At 49.8% G+C, this 16,928-nt stretch carries 14 protein-coding genes; 1 reads left to right on the top strand and 13 read right to left on the bottom strand.

The genetic code is table 11. The features are described 5' to 3' along the window. Positions 1 to 159: 159 nt before the first annotated feature. From SOW26_RS05930 to SOW26_RS05915, 4 genes are all read right to left on the bottom strand, one after another. Positions 160 to 1,434, bottom strand: coding sequence for a diaminopimelate decarboxylase (locus SOW26_RS05930; protein ID WP_320652067.1), 1,275 nt, complete (start codon positions 1,432 to 1,434; stop codon positions 160 to 162). Between the two features lies 1 nt (position 1,435). Then, the gene (locus SOW26_RS05925; protein ID WP_154478937.1) at positions 1,436 to 2,113 is read right to left on the bottom strand and encodes a TrmB family transcriptional regulator; all 678 of its coding nucleotides are present in this window, start codon (positions 2,111 to 2,113) and stop codon (positions 1,436 to 1,438) included. A gap of 264 nt (positions 2,114 to 2,377) precedes the next feature. Next, positions 2,378 to 3,814 (bottom strand): pyruvate kinase, encoded by a 1,437-nt coding sequence (gene pyk / locus SOW26_RS05920; RefSeq protein ID WP_154478956.1) that lies wholly within the window; start codon positions 3,812 to 3,814, stop codon positions 2,378 to 2,380. 44 nt (positions 3,815 to 3,858) lie between these two features. After that, positions 3,859 to 4,638 (bottom strand): hypothetical protein, encoded by a 780-nt coding sequence (locus SOW26_RS05915; protein ID WP_320652155.1) that lies wholly within the window; start codon positions 4,636 to 4,638, stop codon positions 3,859 to 3,861. A gap of 275 nt (positions 4,639 to 4,913) precedes the next feature. Here SOW26_RS05915 and SOW26_RS05910 point away from each other — a divergent pair, with 275 nt between their 5' ends. Then, entirely contained in the window at positions 4,914 to 9,164 is a 4,251-nt protein-coding gene (locus SOW26_RS05910) for an acyl-CoA dehydratase activase-related protein (protein ID WP_320652066.1), read from the top strand. Positions 9,165 to 9,372: 208 nt separating this feature from the next. Here SOW26_RS05910 and SOW26_RS05905 read toward each other — a convergent pair whose 3' ends face one another. The 9 genes from SOW26_RS05905 to SOW26_RS05865 form a co-directional block, all read right to left on the bottom strand. Then, entirely contained in the window at positions 9,373 to 10,284 is a 912-nt protein-coding gene (locus SOW26_RS05905) for a ComEC/Rec2 family competence protein (RefSeq protein ID WP_320652065.1), read from the bottom strand. Positions 10,285 to 10,522: 238 nt separating this feature from the next. Next, on the bottom strand, positions 10,523 to 11,533 hold the full coding sequence (locus SOW26_RS05900) for a GGGtGRT protein (protein ID WP_154478717.1): 1,011 nt from the start codon (positions 11,531 to 11,533) through the stop codon (positions 10,523 to 10,525). A 43-nt stretch (positions 11,534 to 11,576) separates the two neighbouring features. Then, entirely contained in the window at positions 11,577 to 12,269 is a 693-nt protein-coding gene (locus tag SOW26_RS05895) for an iron-sulfur cluster assembly scaffold protein (protein ID WP_154478715.1), read from the bottom strand. Between the two features lie 162 nt (positions 12,270 to 12,431). Then, on the bottom strand, positions 12,432 to 13,703 hold the full coding sequence (locus tag SOW26_RS05890) for a competence/damage-inducible protein A (protein WP_276959961.1): 1,272 nt from the start codon (positions 13,701 to 13,703) through the stop codon (positions 12,432 to 12,434). A gap of 1 nt (position 13,704) precedes the next feature. Beyond that, complete coding sequence (gene pgsA / locus SOW26_RS05885) at positions 13,705 to 14,247, bottom strand: CDP-diacylglycerol--glycerol-3-phosphate 3-phosphatidyltransferase (protein WP_276959962.1); 543 nt, start codon at positions 14,245 to 14,247, stop codon at positions 13,705 to 13,707. Next, positions 14,244 to 15,572: a 30S ribosomal protein S12 methylthiotransferase RimO gene (gene rimO, locus SOW26_RS05880; RefSeq protein WP_320652064.1), complete on the bottom strand. Its 1,329-nt coding sequence runs from the start codon at positions 15,570 to 15,572 to the stop codon at positions 14,244 to 14,246. Before rimO ends, pgsA begins: the two co-directional genes overlap by 4 nt. Before the next feature lie 68 nt (positions 15,573 to 15,640). Then, positions 15,641 to 15,877, bottom strand: coding sequence for a DNA-directed RNA polymerase subunit omega (gene rpoZ, locus SOW26_RS05875; RefSeq protein ID WP_154478707.1), 237 nt, complete (start codon positions 15,875 to 15,877; stop codon positions 15,641 to 15,643). A gap of 4 nt (positions 15,878 to 15,881) precedes the next feature. Further along, entirely contained in the window at positions 15,882 to 16,502 is a 621-nt protein-coding gene (gene gmk / locus SOW26_RS05870; protein WP_276959964.1) for a guanylate kinase, read from the bottom strand. A gap of 12 nt (positions 16,503 to 16,514) precedes the next feature. Continuing rightward, positions 16,515 to 16,928 (bottom strand): endoribonuclease YicC domain-containing protein (locus SOW26_RS05865; protein ID WP_320652063.1); only part of this gene is annotated, 414 nt, incomplete at its 5' end.

Here is a 16,928-nt window from a genome sequence, read left to right as displayed (position 1 = left end):
ATTTCCTCTTTTTTTAGAAATAGTACACGCTTCTCTTAACAGATGGGCGGCTTCGGCAAGTCCACCGCCCTTTCTGCTTGCCCTTTCCTTCCTTATCCAGTAAGGATTTTATTTCTTCTTTGCTTCTTCAGGGTGTATTGCAAAACCATTTCTGAGATCCTATTTTTTACAAAGCTTTTCTCCAATGGGAAACAGATCCAATGTAGCAAAATAATCGGCCGGTGTCTCTGCTCTTCTGATCAGCTCTGTCGTTCCATCTGTTTTCAGCAGAACTTCCGCAGATTTCAGCTTTCCGTTGTAGTTGTATCCCATAGAATATCCGTGTGCTCCCGTGTCATGGATCACCAGAAGATCTCCTGTTTCGATCTTTGGCAGCATCCGGTCAATGGCAAACTTGTCATTATTCTCGCACAAAGATCCCGTGACATCGTACTTGCAGGTGCAGGGCTCCTCTTCCTTCCCCATCACGGTAATATGATGATACGCCCCGTACATGGCCGGACGCATCAGGTTTACGGCGCACGCGTCCACTCCGATATAGTCTTTGTGCGTATGCTTTTCATGGATTGCCTTTGTAACCAGATGACCGTAAGGCCCCATCATAAAACGCCCCAGCTCCGTGTAGATCGCCACATCTCCCATCCCTTCCGGTACCAGAACTTCCTCGTATACTTTCCTGACTTCTTCTCCGATCACCCGGATATCATTGGCCTCCTGTTCCGGACGATAAGGAATACCGATCCCTCCCGACAGATTGATAAACCCGATATGGACGCCTGTCTCCTTCTTCAGGCGAACAGCCAGTTCAAACAGAACTTTTGCCAGCATGGGGTAATATGCATTTGTAACGGTATTGCTTGCCAGGAAAGCATGGATTCCGAATTCCTTCGCTCCCTTTTCTTTCAGGATCTGAAACGCTTCAAACATCTGGTCTGTCGTCATCCCGTACTTGGCGTCTCCCGGATTGTCCATGATGTCGTTGCTGATCTGGAACAGCCCGCCCGGATTATAACGGCAGCTGATCACTTCCGGAATTTTGCCGATGGCTTTTTCCAGGCAGTCAATGTGGGAAATGTCGTCCAGATTGATGATGGCGCCCAGCCGGTCTGCGTACACAAACTCCTGCGCCGGCGTATCATTGGAAGAAAACATGATATCCCTTCCGTCGATCCCCATGGCTTCGGAAAGCAGCAGCTCCGAATAGGATGCACAGTCACAGCCGCAGCCGTATTCCCTCAGAATCCCGATCAAAAACGGATTGGGCGTAGCCTTCACGGCAAAATATTCCTTGTATCCCCGGTTCCAGGCAAACGCCTCCTTCAGCGCTTTTATATTTTCACGGATCCCTTTTTCATCATACAGATGAAAAGGAGTGGGATACTGCTCTACGATCTTTTCCAGTTGTTCTTTTGTTACAAACGGTGTTTTTTTCATGTTAGTTCTCCTCTTTCAATGTCAGCAGCTCTATCTCATTAGACAAAGCTGTCTTATACAGCTCTACAAAGTTCTTCTGTCCGGAATACAAGGCGGTGTTCATACTTCCCTCTCCATACTCTCCCGTGATCACATAGCGGGAATCCGAAATAACCCCTATCTGCATTCCTCTGTCCCTGCCTACATATACTCTGGCATTTTTGAAGGTAACCGGCCGGTCCGTGATGATCACAACCTTTTTCCCGGCAGCCTGCAGCGCCTCCAATTCCCTGACCATCAGTAAAAGATAATTTCTGGTACAACTGATATAGACTCTCTCCTCCACTTCCTCCAAAAGGTTGCGGATCTTGTTCAGGATATTTTTTCCGCCTTCTATCGTGATATAACCCTCTGCTTCTTCCCGCTCCTTAGGCGCACGCAGAGAGAGCCATTTTTTTGCCTCTTCCAGTCTCCGGATACGGTTTTTACAAAACTCTTCCAATGGAACCGGAACGTACTTTCTGGCTGTTCCTTCCTCCAGAAGATACACCGCTCCCTTTTCCTGCATGTTGGCCAGTGCATTATATGCGTTGGACCTGGAAATCCCGGTCTGCTTTGCCACCTCGTACCCCGTTACTTTTCCTTCCTCCAAAATACATTGGTAAATACAGGCCTCCTGCCTTGTCAGACCAAATTCCATCAGTTTTTCAGCAAATGATGTCGTCTCCACTCTGCCACCTCCCGCGTCTGTGCTGTTTAGTGTTTCTCTCAGGTACTACTATATACCTCTTCCCTCTCTCTGTCAAGAATCCTTCTCGAAACAGACCGTTTCTTTCCTGCCTGCAGGACACATCGCTTCACCATCCCCCTTCCACGACAATCCTCTTTTCTGTGCTTTTTCTACAAAAAAAGATGCCGCCACACCACTGATACTCTCCAGCGGTGCAGTGCACCTTTTTTCTGTCTAATCTACTACAGCAATCTGCATGATATTGCTGACGCCTTCTCTTTGTGCCTTTACGTTGGGTGACGGGATCCCTGCCGTCAGCACGATAATATCTCCCGACTCCGCCATCTGCTTCGCACATGCCAGATCAATGGCGCCGCTGCAGATATCTTCCGTCGTCTGGAACTCAATGGATTTCAGCGGACGAACCCCCCAGTAGATCTGCATCCTCCGTAAGGTTTCTTCGTTGGGCGTGACCCCTATAATATCCATCGGAGGCTTAAACTTAGACACGACTCTTGCCGTTGCTCCCGATACCGTGGGCGTAATGATACATTTAGCGTTCAAACTTCCCGCCGTCGTCACCGTCGCAAATCCCAGAGCACAGGAGGTGCTTTTCAGATAGTTTTTCTCTGCCCTTTTCAAAAGCGTCTCATGATCCAGGTGTTCTTCTGTATTTTCCACGATATGCACCATCATCTGCAGACTCTCCAGCGGATATTTTCCCTGCGCGGTCTCTCCTGACAGCATGACTGCATCGGTTCCGTCATAAACCGCATTGGCCACGTCCGTAACTTCCGCTCTTGTAGGACGCGGATTCCGCATCATAGAATCCAGCATCTGCGTGGCTGTGATCACCGGCTTGTAATTGCTGTTACATTTCTGGATGATCATCTTCTGCAGATAGGGCACTTCCTCCGCCGGGATCTCCACTCCCAGATCTCCCCTGGCGATCATGATTCCATCCGCACACCGGATGATCTCGTCGATATTTTTGATTCCTTCTGCATTTTCAATCTTGGCAATGATCGGAATAAAAGGAGACTTGCATTCTTTCAAGAACGCCTTGATCTCCAGAATACATTCTGCATTTCTGACAAAAGACGCCGCAATAAAATCAATCTTCTGCTCCACGCCAAAGCGGATGTCCGCCCTGTCTTTCTCTGTGATGGCAGGAAGACGCACCGGCACGTTCGGTACATTGACGCCCTTTCTTTCTCCCAGCTCGCCTCCGTTTATAACGGTACAGACGATCTCTTCTTCTTTTTTTTCCACAACCTCCAGACCGATCAGTCCGTCATCGATCAGGATCGTGCTGCCGTGCTGCACATCTTCCACAAGGCCTGTATAGCTGATGGAGACTCTTTTTTCATCTCCTTCTACTTCCTTCGTCGTCAAAGTGAAAAGATTTCCCGGCTCCAGCCACACCTTTTTTCCGTCTTTCAAAAGACCTGTGCGGATCTCCGGACCCTTTGTATCCAGCAGGATCGCCACAGGCTTTCCTTCTTCCTCCCGGATTTTTTTCAGCAGATCCATCCGCGCCTTCTGCTCTGCATGATCTCCATGAGAGAAATTGAATCTGGCAATGTCCATGCCGTGACGCACCAGCTCCCGCATCATAGATGCCTCGTTGGTATTTGGTCCCATCGTACAAACGATCTTTGTTTTTTTCATGTGATACCCCTCTTCCTGTTTCCTGGTAATTCTCTTCCTATTTTTTATTCTTTTACGTGTACATGCGTAAACAGATGATCCTGGCAGTACTCTCTGTCTCCGGCACACTTGGAGCAGTAACGGAACTCCAGCTCCGGATTGGTGATATCTGTCCTGCCGCAGACGCAGCACTTATGTCTGGCTCCGTCTTCATACTGCACTTCTTTTCGTACCTTCTTTTTATATACATTTTTCCGGTAGATCTCCCTGGGCGAATACGGCCGCATTTTCCTGAACCCGAAGAAGAAAAGAAAGAAGTTGAACAGTGAAACGCCTGCCGCCACTCCCGCCGGCAATCCTTCTGTTCCTCTGAATGCCTGCACGATGGCGATCAAAAAATAAACTCCGTCCAGCAGGGCCAGGTACTTCGCCTCCACAGGCACGACAAAAAACAGCAAAAATCTCACATTGGGATAAATCGCTGCAAACAGCAAGAACAACGACATGTTCAGGTACCAGGTACTCATTAGCAGCACATTTCCCGTCATCAGGTAGACTATAACGGCGGACGCTGCATGCAGCAGGATCCCCGTAAAGAAATACAGGTTAAACCGAAAAGCCCCCATCGCCTGCTCCAGCTGACTTCCGATCATATAGTAGACATACAGAGCCAGCGCCATCCAGATAGGACTGGACGACGGCGGCTGTATGATGAAGGTAAAGATCCTCCACACCTGTCCGTGCAGGATCGCCCTGGCATCCAGGCTCAAATATTGCATATAAAATGTGGGATTGATCAAATTCAAAACAAATCCCACTCCATAAAGAATGATCACATAGTACATTAAATTTTTAATGGCATATCTGCCAAACTTACGCTCCAGCTTATCCACTTCGCAGTTCTTGCTCCTTCCAATGTTTCTCTTTTTATACAATCATTCTATCGTTTCCCCCTATGTTTGTCAAATATCCCATAGAAGTTTCACAATTCTTTAAAACTTCTATGGGTTTTGTAAGTTGTTATTTTTCATGGGCTGTCGTATAATGTTTTAGGTTCAAAGAAATTGTATTTCACGAAGGTTTGGATGCTTTTCCGGATCTTCTGTCAAGGAGATAAACTATGGATTCCGTTACTTACACATTAGGAATTGATATTGGTTCTACCACTGTAAAAATAGCCATTTTAAACGACAGCAGGGAGCTTGTATTTTCCGACTACGAGCGCCATTTTGCAAATATACAGCCCGCCCTGTCGGATCTTTTGGGGCGCGCCGTTCATCAACTGGGTCCCGTCCTTGCCTCTCCGGTCATTACCGGGTCCGGCGGTCTGACGCTGGCCAACCATCTGGGGGTTCCTTTCGTTCAGGAGGTGGTCGCCGTGTCTACCGCCCTTCAGCACGAGGCTCCTCAGACGGACGTTGCCATTGAGCTTGGAGGAGAAGACGCCAAGATCATCTATTTCGAGGGCGGTAATGTAGAACAGAGAATGAACGGCGTCTGTGCGGGCGGCACCGGTTCTTTTATCGATCAGATGGCTTCCCTGCTTCAAACGGACGCCTCCGGTCTGAACGAGTACGCCAGACATTATCAGGCCCTTTACTCGATCGCCGCAAGATGCGGGGTCTTTGCCAAATCAGATATCCAGCCCCTGATCAATGAAGGAGCCTCCAAGGAAGACCTGGCCGCTTCTATTTTTCAGGCAGTGGTCAATCAAACCATCAGCGGTCTTGCCTGCGGGAAACCCATCCGTGGGCATGTGGCTTTTTTGGGAGGCCCTCTCCATTTTCTGTCAGAATTGAAGGAAGCGTTTGTCCGTACCCTGAAACTGGATGATGCGCACATCGTCGCTCCCGCTCATTCTCATCTGTTCGCCGCGATCGGCTCTGCCTTAAATGCCAAAGAGGGATCTCCTGTTTCGCTTTTGAAGATGCAGCAGCAGCTGAAAGGCCGTATTCAGATGGATTTTGAAGTAGCCCGCCTGGAACCTCTCTTTTCCAGTCAGGCGGAGTTTGAGGAATTTTCTGCCCGCCATGCAAAGCATCAGGTACCCTTCGGAGATCTTCCCTCTTACCGTGGGAAGGCCTTTTTGGGAATCGACGCCGGTTCCACCACCACGAAGGTGGCTCTGGTGGGGGAAGACGGCACTCTGCTCTATTCCTTTTACCGGAACAATGAGGGGGACCCTCTGGGGACCACCATCACCGCCATCAAAGATATCTATCAGCAGCTTCCCGATGGCGTGTCCATTGTCCACTCCTGCTCCACCGGATATGGAGAGGCTCTGGTAAAGGCCGCTCTTTTGCTGGATGAAGGGGAAGTGGAAACAGTCTCTCACTATTACGCGGCCTCTTTCTTTGAACCCAGCGTGGACTGCATCCTGGATATCGGCGGACAGGACATGAAATGTATTAAGATCAAAAACCAAACGGTGGACAGCGTACAGCTCAACGAAGCCTGCTCCGCCGGATGCGGATCTTTCATCGAAACTTTTGCCAAATCCCTCAACTACTCTGTGGAGGATTTTGCACAGGAGGCTTTGTTTGCCCACCATCCTATTGATCTGGGAACCCGCTGTACCGTTTTTATGAACTCCAAAGTAAAGCAGGCGCAAAAAGAAGGGGCGGAGGTGTCGGATATTTCTGCCGGACTGGCCTATTCTGTCATCAAAAATGCCCTGTTTAAGGTGATCAAAGTGGCGGATGCTTCCGAACTGGGACGCCACATTGTTGTCCAGGGCGGTACGTTCTACAACAACGCCGTTCTGCGAAGCTTTGAAAAAATCGCTGACTGCCACGCCATCCGTCCGGATATCGCCGGCATCATGGGCGCTTTTGGCGCCGCCCTGATCGCAAGAGAGCGCTACGTGGAATGTGAGGGAACCACCATGCTGTCCATCGATGAGATCCAGCGGCTGGAGTATTCCACCTCCATGGCAAAATGCGGGCTGTGCACCAACAACTGCCGTCTTACCATTAACAAGTTCAGTGGAAACCGCCGCTTTATTACAGGCAACCGCTGTGAGCGGGGAGTCGGAAAAGAAAAAAGACAGAACTCCCTCCCCAATCTTTTCGATTATAAATTAAAACGCTACTTTGACTATGAACCGCTTTCCCCACAGGAAGCACGGCGAGGCACCATAGGGATTCCCCGGGTTCTGAATCTGTACGAAAATTATCCCTTCTGGTTTACCTTTTTCCACCGGCTGGGATTTCGCGTGGTACTGTCGCCCCTGTCCAACCGTAAGATCTATGAACTGGGAATCGAGTCCATTCCCAGCGAATCCGAATGTTACCCTGCCAAGCTGGCGCACGGACATGTACAGTGGCTGATCCAGCAGGGGATCCGGCGGATCTTCTACCCCAGTATTGCGTATGAACGGAATGAGTTTCAAGAGTCCAACAATCATTACAATTGTCCTATTGTAACCTCCTATCCGGAAAATATCAAAAACAATATGGACGCCATCATTCATGGAGAAGTGGATTTTCGTCATCCGTTCCTCTCTTTCCAGAGTGAGGAGACCGTCTCCTATCGTCTGATAGAAGAATTTTCAGATGATATTCCTGTAGAAGAGATCAAACAGGCTGTCCATGCTGCCTGGGAAGAACTTGCCTGCTGCAGAAGGGATCTGCAGAAAGAGGGAGAACGCACGCTTGCCTTTCTGAAAGAAACAGGTAATCAGGGGATCGTCCTTGCCGGCCGTCCTTATCACATGGATCCGGAGGTCAACCATGGTATCCCCGAGCTGATTCATTCCTATAACATTGCCGTGCTCACAGAAGATTCCATCTCCCATCTGGGCGTCGTGGACAGACCCTTGAACGTGATGGATCAGTGGATGTACCACTCCCGTCTTTATGCTGCTGCAAGCTATGTAAAGACGACAGATAACCTGGAGCTGATTCAGCTGAACTCCTTCGGCTGCGGACTGGATGCCGTTACTACCGACGAAGTGGCGGACATCCTGACCCACTCCAACAAGATTTATACCACCCTGAAAATAGATGAGGTCAACAACCTGGGAGCCGCCCGTATCCGGATCCGCTCTCTTCTGGCTGCGATCCGTGTCAGAAAGCAGCGGCAGAGCCTGTCCGATCCCGCTTCTTCCGCAATTAAAAAAGTACCCTTCACCAAGGAAATGCGAAAGGAGTACACCATCCTGTGTCCGCAGATGTCGCCCATTCATTTTGAACTGCTGGAGACGGCGTTTCGTGCTTCCGGCTACCGGGTGGCTGTCCTGCCCAATGACAACAGGCAGGCGGTGGACGTGGGACTGAAATATGTCAACAATGACGCCTGCTATCCTTCTTTGATCGTGGTGGGACAGATCATGGAGGCAATCTTGTCCGGAGAATATGATACGGATAAACTGGCCGTCATCATCAGCCAGACGGGAGGAGGCTGTCGTGCTTCCAATTATATCGGCTTTATCCGAAGAGCTTTGAAAAAAGCGGGATATTCCCATATCCCGGTGATCTCCATCAACCTCAGCGGACTGGAAGGCAATCCCGGATTCAAGATCACTCCCTCCCTGGTACTGCGCGGAATCTACGGCGCTGTTTTAGGGGATATTTTCATGAAGTGTGTCTACCGGATCCGTCCCTATGAACAGATTGCCGGATCCACGGACGCCATGCATCGAAAATGGGTGAAGGTATGTCAGGAATTTCTGTCTGCCCCCTACCCTTCCCGGAGGAAATTCAAGCAGTTATGCCGGCAGATCATCGAAGATTTTGATCAGAACATTCCTCTGACAGATGTAAAGAAGCCCCGGGTGGGCGTTGTGGGAGAAATCCTGGTAAAATTCCTTCCCGCCGCCAACAACCATCTGGTGGAGCTGCTGGAAAAAGAAGGAGCCGAGGCTGTTGTGCCGGATCTTCTGGACTTCCTGCTTTACTGCTTCTACAATCAGAATTTTAAGGTTTCCCATCTGGGCATGAAAAAGTCCAAGGCTGTTCTGGGGAATCTTGGAATCCGGGTCCTGGAATGGTTTCGTTCGCCCGCCTCTTTGGCGTTTGCAAACAGTAAGCATTTTGATCCCCCGGCGGATATCCGTCATCTGGGAAAAATGGCTTCGGACTTTGTTTCCCTGGGAAATCAGACAGGTGAGGGCTGGTTCCTGACCGGCGAAATGCTGGAACTGATCCAAAATGATGCGCCAAATATCGTATGTACGCAGCCATTTGCCTGCCTGCCCAACCATGTGGTGGGAAAAGGCGTCATCAAGGAACTTCGCCGGATCCACCCATCCTCCAATGTAGTAGCCATTGATTTTGATCCCGGCGCCAGCGAGGTAAACCAGCTGAACCGCATCAAGCTGATGCTGTCTACCGCCCACAAGAATCTGGAAGCCTCCCTTTGTCAGGAATAAGACGGATTCCTTGTGCCATTTTCGCCGGACCGGAGCCATTTCCGGGCAACTAAAAAGCACTGTCCATCGAAGGCAGATCATCAGGTTTTCCCTGAAAGCTGCCGCACCGTGGACAGTGCTTTTTAGTTTTTATGGGATCTATCTGCAAAATCAGACAGCTGGTATGGTATAAACAGCTCCGGTGTGCATCGCTCAAAAATCTGTCTGTCTATCTTGCTGTTTCCCAGTGGATATTCCTGCCGTCACTGACTGCGGTAAGCGTTCCCAGCTGATCCGTCCGATAGATCTGTATATCCTCTCTCTCCAGCTTTTCCAAAACCTCCCAGTGGGGGTGTCCATAGGGATTGTCTGCACCGCAGCTGATCACAGCCCAGGCAGGATCTGTCTTTTTCAGGAATGCATCCGAGGTGGAAGTAGAACTTCCATGATGTCCGCATTTCAGCACATCACACTGTAGCGCCTCTCCAAAGGTTTTCACCATGCGCTCCTCCGACTCTGTATCTGCATCCCCACACATCACAAAGGAGACGTCTCCGTGTACCAGCTTGACTCCCACAGACGACGCATTCAGATCCTCTTCTTCCGTCTGCGCCGGACACAGAATCGTAAACGCAGCATCCTGTAGCAGATATGTTTTCCCCACTTCTGGATGTGTGACGGGAATTTCTTTTTCCCGGATCAGCTCCTCGACTTCATAGTAGGTCATAGTATCGTTTACAACATCCGGCATTACCACCTGTTCTGTGGGAATCTGCCGCAGCACATGATCCGCTCCTCCGATATGGTCTGCATCCGGATGGGTCAGAATGAGGTAATCCAGCTTTTCCACGCCAAGGCGGTACAAAGTATCCACCACCTTTTCTCCCTGGTCATTGTTGCCTGCATCGATCATCATCGCCCGATCCTTCGTCTGGATAATAGTACAGTCTCCCTGCCCTACATCCAGAAATGTGACCTTCATTTCTCCCTCTGCCACCGTCTTTTCAATCGATCTGGTTTCTCCTCCAAACGTCGGAAGCATCTGGGTCCACCCTTTTCCTCTGGTCAGAATCACGACCAGAAGAATGGACAGCACCGCCCAGGTTTCCTTTCTGCTTCCTTTTCCTCTCCCTTGCCTCATTCTCTGTCCGTTCTCCTTCCTTTACCATCTGCGCCTCTTACACTTTTCCCCTGTCGGACAGGGATTGTCAAACAGCCGGAAATCCCTGCCGTTATCTGCGAACTCAATTGTACTTTATCTCCACGATCGATCACAAGTCCCGGATGTCTAAATGCTCCCAGACCGTCCATTATGACCGGAAAAAGACATTCCACCAGTCGGCAGAATGTCTTTTGATCGTTTGATCCTGATGCAGAATTTAGAATTTTCCCTCTTTTGCCGCTTCCTCGATGGAAACTGCAACGGCTACCGTCATACCTACCATCGGGTTGTTCCCCGCTCCGATCAGGCCCATCATCTCCACGTGGGCCGGTACGGAGGAAGATCCTGCAAACTGTGCGTCAGAGTGCATACGTCCCAGGGTATCCGTCATACCGTAGGAGGCAGGACCGGCTGCCATGTTGTCCGGGTGCAGGGTACGTCCTGTACCGCCTCCGGAAGCCACGGAAAAGTACTTCTTTCCCTGCTCCATACATTCTTTTTTGTAGGTTCCTGCTACCGGATGCTGGAAGCGTGTCGGATTGGTAGAGTTTCCGGTAATGGAAACATCCACCCCTTCTTTGTGCATGATAGCAACGCCTTCTCTGACATCATTGGCTCCATAGCAGTTTACTTTTGCACGGAGTCCTTCGGAGTAGGAGATCCTCTCCACCTCTTTCAGTTCTCCTGTATAGTAATCATAATCTGTCTGTACATAGGTGAATCCGTTGATCCTGGAAATGATCTTCGCCGCATCCTTTCCCAGTCCGTTCAGGATGACCCGAAGCGGTTTCTTCCGGACCTTGTTTGCTTTTTCTGCAATTCCGATGGCTCCTTCTGCCGCTGCAAAAGATTCATGCCCTGCCAGAAATGCAAAGCACTCCGTATCTTCTTCCAAAAGCATCTTGCCCAGATTTCCGTGTCCCAGACCTACTTTTCTCTGGTCTGCCACAGAACCCGGAATACAAAACGCCTGCAGTCCTTCTCCGATCGCTGCGGCCGCCTCCGCCGCCGTGCGACATCCTTTTTTGATGGCAATGGCAGCGCCTACCACATATGCCCAGCAGGCATTCTCAAAACAGATAGGCTGGATCCCTTTTACCTGATCATACACGTTCAGTCCCGCCTCTTTTGTGATCTTTTCTGCTTCTTCGATCGATCCGATCCCGTAGCTCTGTAATACTTCGTTGATTTTATCTATTCTTCTTTCATACGATTCAAATAAAGCCATTTACTCTTCCTCCTGCTTTTTCTTTAAATGACATCCGTCAACCTTACTCTTTTCTTGGGTCAATGATCTTTGCAGCGTCTGCAACACGTCCATACTGACCTTTTGCTTTTTCCCACGCTTCATTCGGAGCGTCTCCCGCCTTGATGAAATCTGTAAACTTCCCAATGCTTACAAACTGGTAGCCGATGATCTCATCGTGGTCGTCCAAAGCGATTCCCGTAACGTATCCTTCTGCCATTTCAAGATAACGCGGTCCTTTTGCCAGAGTACCGTACATGGTTCCTACCTGAGAGCGAAGTCCCTTTCCGAGATCTTCCAGTCCTGCTCCGATGGGAAGCCCGTCCTCTGAGAACGCACTCTGGGTCCTTCCATAAACAATCTGGAGGAACAGCTCTCTCATCGCTGTATTGATGGCATCACAGACAAGGTCTGTATTCAATGCTTCTAAAATAGTCTTTCCCGGAAGGATCTCCGACGCCATTGCTGCAGAATGAGTCATTCCCGAGCAGCCGATGGTTTCCACCAGCGCTTCCTGAATGATCCCGTCCTTCACATTCAAAGTCAGCTTACATGCACCCTGCTGGGGAGCGCACCAGCCCACTCCATGAGTCAGACCGGAAATGTCCTTTACCTCTTTTGCCTGTACCCACTTCGCCTCTTCCGGAATCGGAGCCGGTCCGTGATTTGCACCTTGTGCTACCGGACACATCATTTGTACTTCATGTGAATAGATCATTATAAAACTCCTTTCAACTATGCATTTTTCAGATGATATGATCATACTGTCTTACTCTTCGTTTTATTCTCTCATACATCAATTTTTTCGTCAATTGGCACTTTGTCGGAAAATCCCGGCCAATTTCCTGATTTTCTAACCAATCCGTATTGTTCCTCTTTTTCAGGCGCTTTCCCCGGATATCTGTCCTTCCAGATACTTCAGCAATTCTTCCCGTACCAGATTTAATCCCTGCACGACAGAAGATTTGCGAATCTTTTCCCGGTCCCCTGAAAAATAAAAGGTTTCCCTGCGGATCTCCCCTCTGATACTGCAGGCCATGCAGACCATTCCTACCGGTTTTTCCTCTGTTCCGCCTCCGGGACCTGCCACTCCCGTGATGCTGATCCCTACATCTGCTCCTGCCGCTTTCCTTCCGCCCTCTGCCATCTCTTCTGCCGTCTCCTGACTGACCGCTCCCATTTCCTCCAGGGTCGCCTGAGATACTCCCACCATCTGGATCTTGGCTTCATTGGAGTAAGTAACAAATCCTCTTTCCAGCACCTTTGATGCTCCCGGTACATTTACCAGCTGTCCCGAAAGCAGGCCTCCGGTGCAGGATTCTACCGTTGTAATGGTCAGGCATCCCTGCTCTAACAGCCGTACCACCACCTCTTCCAGAGTTTCTTCTTCCCGCACGGTATAGATCCGGCTTCCAAAGCGCCGCTTCATCTCTTTTAGCACAGGCTCCATCAAAAGTTCTGCCGCTTCCTGCGTTTTTTCTCTGGCGGTAATGCGAAAGTGTACCTCTCCCGTCTTAGCGTAGGGCGCTATGGTAGGGTTGGTCTGTCCCTCCAGAAGATCTGCCACCATAGTCTCTGCCCGGCTTTCTCCCACGGAGCAGATCTTTACCATGCAGGAATACATCTTCTCCTCCTGAAGCTGTTCCAGATAGGGGCGTACTTTTTTCTGAAAAAGCGGGAGCAGCTCTCCCGGAGGACCCGGAAGAAGGATCATCGCTTTTCCTTCTTTTTCCAGAATCAGGCCGGGAGCCGTTCCATTGTCGTTATCCAGTACGATGGCTCCCTCCGGCACCACGGCCTGTTTCCAGTTGTTTTCCGTAATATCCGGCCGTTTTATCTGGTCAAAATACGCCTGGATCCTGTCTCTGGTACGCATATCCATGACCAGCTTTTTCTCCATGACTTTTGCCGCCACCTCTTTTGTCAGATCGTCCCTGGTGGGTCCCAGACCGCCGCTTATGAGCACCAGATCCGACCTGGAAAGCGCCGTCTGCATCGCCTCCTCCATACGGCCTTCATTGTCTCCCACCACGCTCTGATGGTAACAGGAAAGGCCCAGTGCTACACACTGAGCCGACAGAAAAGCCGCATTGGTATTGACAATATTCCCCATTAAAATCTCTGTTCCCACAGAAATCAGTTCTACCGTCATCCTACATGCCTCCCTTTGTAAGTACCTGGATATTTTTTGCCACATAATCCACCAGCGACACAATGGTCAGGATCAGGGATACCCAAATGAGTACGTTGCCTATGATATGGAACAGTCCTCCCAGATCTGCGATCAGCACAATCACCATAACCATCTGGGCTACCGTCTTAAACTTTCCCCAGTAGCTGGCGGCGATCACTACCCCCTGATCGGAGGCCACCAGACGAAATCCGCTGATGATAAATTCCCTTGCAATGATAATGATCACAAACCAGGCCGACAACTTTCCGGAGGGGATCAGACAGATCATCGCGGAGCATACCAGCAGCTTATCTGCCAGCGGATCCATAAATTTTCCGAAATTCGTGATCAGGTTTCTGCTTCTTGCGATCTTCCCATCCAGGAAATCGGTAAAGCTTGCCCCGCAAAACAGAAGCAGCGCGATCCATTTGCTTCCCTCTCCCGCTACATCAGACAACATAAAAAACACAAAAAATGGAACCATCAACACTCTTAATACCGTCAGTTTATTTGGTAAATTCATGATTCTGTCACCTCTCCTATCAAATCATATTCTGCCGCCTTTGTTACTTTTGCTGTTACAAAATCTCCGGATACAAACGCTTCGTCGGAATGGACAAAAATCATCCCGTCCACATTGGGCGTATCCCGGTATGTCCGTCCCACATAAACGTCTTCCTCCGTGATCTTTCCTTCTATCATCACCGAAAGCTCCCGGCCTATCAGCTCTTCCGATCCGGAAAATACGATCTCCTGCTGCAGCTCCATCAGTTCTTGCCGCCGCCTTTCTTTTACTTCGTCCGAAACCTGTCCTTCCATGGACGCCGCCGGCGTATCTTCCTCCGGAGAATAGGGAAATACGCCCAGGCGGTCAAACTCCATCCGGTCCACAAAATCCATCAGCTCTTCATGCTGCTGCTCTGTTTCTCCCGGAAATCCGGTGATCAGTGTCGTCCTAAGGGCAATATCCGGAATCTCCCTTCTCAGCTTTTCTATGATTTCCTCCAGCTGTCTTCTGGTGGTTCTTCGTCCCATCCGCTTCAGGATCTCGTCATTGCAGTGCTGGATAGGAAGATCCAGATAAGGACAGACCTTTTCCTCCTCCCGGATCGTGCGGATCAGCTCTTCATCCAACTCTTCCGGGTAGCAGTACAGGATGCGGATCCACCTGAGTTCTTCTATTTTGCACAGTTCCCTAAGAAGCTTTGAAAGAGATCGTTCTCCATACAGGTCTTTCCCATATACGGTGGTTTCCTGGGCCACCAGGATCAATTCCTTTACACCGCCCTCCACCAGTTCTTCTGCCTCTTTTAGCAGCTTCTCCATGGGGACGCTTCTGTACCTTCCCCGAAGCTTCGGGATGATACAATAGGTGCAGTGCTTGTCGCAGCCTTCTGCGATCTTCAGGTAGGCATAATGTCCCCCTGTCGTGACCAGCCTTTTTGCGCTCACCTCCGGCAGGACGTCCAGTTCCTCCATGGCAACGGAGACCTTGCCTTCCACCGCCTTCTGGATCGCTTCTATGATCTTATCGTAGGCAGAAGTCCCAAGAACTGCGTCTACTTCCGGAATCTCTTCCAGGATCTCCTTCTGATATCTCTGTGCCATACATCCTGTCACGATCAGCCCTTTCAGGCGTCCTGTCATCTTGTATTCTGCCATCTCCAGGATGGTCTGGATGCTTTCTTCCTTTGCATCATGGATGAAGCAGCAGGTGTTCACCACGATCACATCTGCCTCTTCCTCCGTATCTACGATTCGATATCCTTTTTGGTCTATGAGTCCCAGCATGACTTCCGAATCCACCAGATTCTTGTCACAGCCCAGGGACACAAACAATATATTCATCCGTTTTCTCCTTTACGCCGCAACAGGCAGATACCTGTGCATCTGCCTGTGATTCTGTCTGTTGTTCTCTATTCCTCTGTTCCCACCACTTTGATCTGCGCCTGGTTCAGTTCATCGATAGCAGTAGAAAGAGGCTTGTCTCCCTTCTTTGCTTCCACAAACGGCCTTGCTCCGTCGATCAGTTCCCTGGCTCTCTTTGCCGTTGCCATGACGATGGAGTAACGGCTGTTGACTACCTTGGTTTCTCCTTCCTCCACGTCCTTGTTTACAACCTTCATTAAATCTGTATAAGATGGGTGCAGCATAATTTTATTCTCCTTTCAGTTCTCCCTGAATCTGTTTAATAAACTCTTTGTTTCTTTCTGTCCGCCTGTGTTCCCCGCGAATGATATGGTGAACGTCCTCCACGCATACATCCAGATCATCATTGATGATCAGATAGTCATAATCCTCCATTCCCACGGATTCTTTTTGGGCTCTCTCCAAACGGGCCTGTATGATTTCTTCCGTCTCCGTCCCTCTCCCCAGAAGTCTTCTTTTCAGCTCCTGCATGCTGGGCGGCGCAATAAACAAAAGGACCGCATCCGGAATCTTTTCTTTGATCTTTCTGGCTCCCTGTATTTCTATTTCCAGGATCACATCCTTCCCGTCTGCCAGCTGCTGTTCCACATAGGCTTTGGGCGTGCCGTAAAAATTATCCACATATCTGGCATACTCCACCAGCTCCTCATTTTCTATCATCTCTAAAAAAGCCTCTGTCGTTTTAAAAAAATACTCCCGGCCTTCCTGCTCTCCTTCTCTTGGAAGTCTTGTGGTTGCGGAAACAGACAAGGCATAGCTGTCATACTTTTCCAGAAGACGCTTCATCATCGTCCCTTTTCCCGCCCCGGAAAATCCGGAAACCACTGTCAAAATCCCTCTTCTCATCAAACCTGTGCTCCTTTATTCTACGTTCTGGATCTGCTCCCGCACCTTTTCGATCTCCGTCTTTAACTGGATCCCCAGATTGGAGGTCTCTAGGTCATTGGACTTGGAAAGGATGGTGTTGGCCTCCCGATTCATTTCCTGCGCAATGAAATCCAGCTTTCGTCCCACTCCCTCTTCCATCTGCCCTAGCGTATCCTGCATACTCTGAATATGGCTTTTTAACCTGACGATCTCCTCGTCTGTACAGATCTTGTCTGCAAACAGCACCATTTCCGCCGCCAGCCTGCTTTCTTCTATCTGGGCATTTTCTAACAGCTCCGCCGCCTTTTCCTCGATCTTGCGGCGATACTCCGTTAAAATCTGAGGGGCGCGCTCTTCTATCTGAAGCACCAGCTTCCTCATGCCTTCCAGCTTCTCGCAGATATCTTT

Origin of the sequence: Suipraeoptans intestinalis (assembly GCF_034091795.1) — a bacterium.
In the GTDB taxonomy this organism is placed as follows: Bacteria; Bacillota; Clostridia; order Lachnospirales; family Lachnospiraceae; genus Suipraeoptans; species Suipraeoptans intestinalis.
This window is presented reverse-complemented; position numbering and strand designations above follow the sequence as displayed.

Bases quoted from the DNA above. Each gene is read 5' to 3' on its own strand.
- SOW26_RS05895 (WP_154478715.1), bottom strand. From the start codon at position 12,269: ATGATCTATTCACATGAAGTACAAATGATGTGTCCGGTAGCACAAGGT.
- rpoZ (WP_154478707.1), bottom strand. From the start codon at position 15,877: ATGCTGCACCCATCTTATACAGATTTAATGAAGGTTGTAAACAAGGAC.
- SOW26_RS05905 (WP_320652065.1), bottom strand. From the start codon at position 10,284: ATGAGGCAAGGGAGAGGAAAAGGAAGCAGAAAGGAAACCTGGGCGGTG.
- rimO (WP_320652064.1), bottom strand. From the start codon at position 15,572: ATGAATATATTGTTTGTGTCCCTGGGCTGTGACAAGAATCTGGTGGAT.
- SOW26_RS05910 (WP_320652066.1), top strand. From the start codon at position 4,914: ATGGATTCCGTTACTTACACATTAGGAATTGATATTGGTTCTACCACT.
- SOW26_RS05900 (WP_154478717.1), bottom strand. From the start codon at position 11,533: ATGGCTTTATTTGAATCGTATGAAAGAAGAATAGATAAAATCAACGAA.
- pyk (WP_154478956.1), bottom strand. From the start codon at position 3,814: ATGAAAAAAACAAAGATCGTTTGTACGATGGGACCAAATACCAACGAG.
- pgsA (WP_276959962.1), bottom strand. From the start codon at position 14,247: ATGAATTTACCAAATAAACTGACGGTATTAAGAGTGTTGATGGTTCCA.
- SOW26_RS05930 (WP_320652067.1), bottom strand. From the start codon at position 1,434: ATGAAAAAAACACCGTTTGTAACAAAAGAACAACTGGAAAAGATCGTA.
- SOW26_RS05925 (WP_154478937.1), bottom strand. From the start codon at position 2,113: ATGGAATTTGGTCTGACAAGGCAGGAGGCCTGTATTTACCAATGTATT.
- SOW26_RS05890 (WP_276959961.1), bottom strand. From the start codon at position 13,703: ATGACGGTAGAACTGATTTCTGTGGGAACAGAGATTTTAATGGGGAAT.
- SOW26_RS05915 (WP_320652155.1), bottom strand. From the start codon at position 4,638: ATGTACTATGTGATCATTCTTTATGGAGTGGGATTTGTTTTGAATTTG.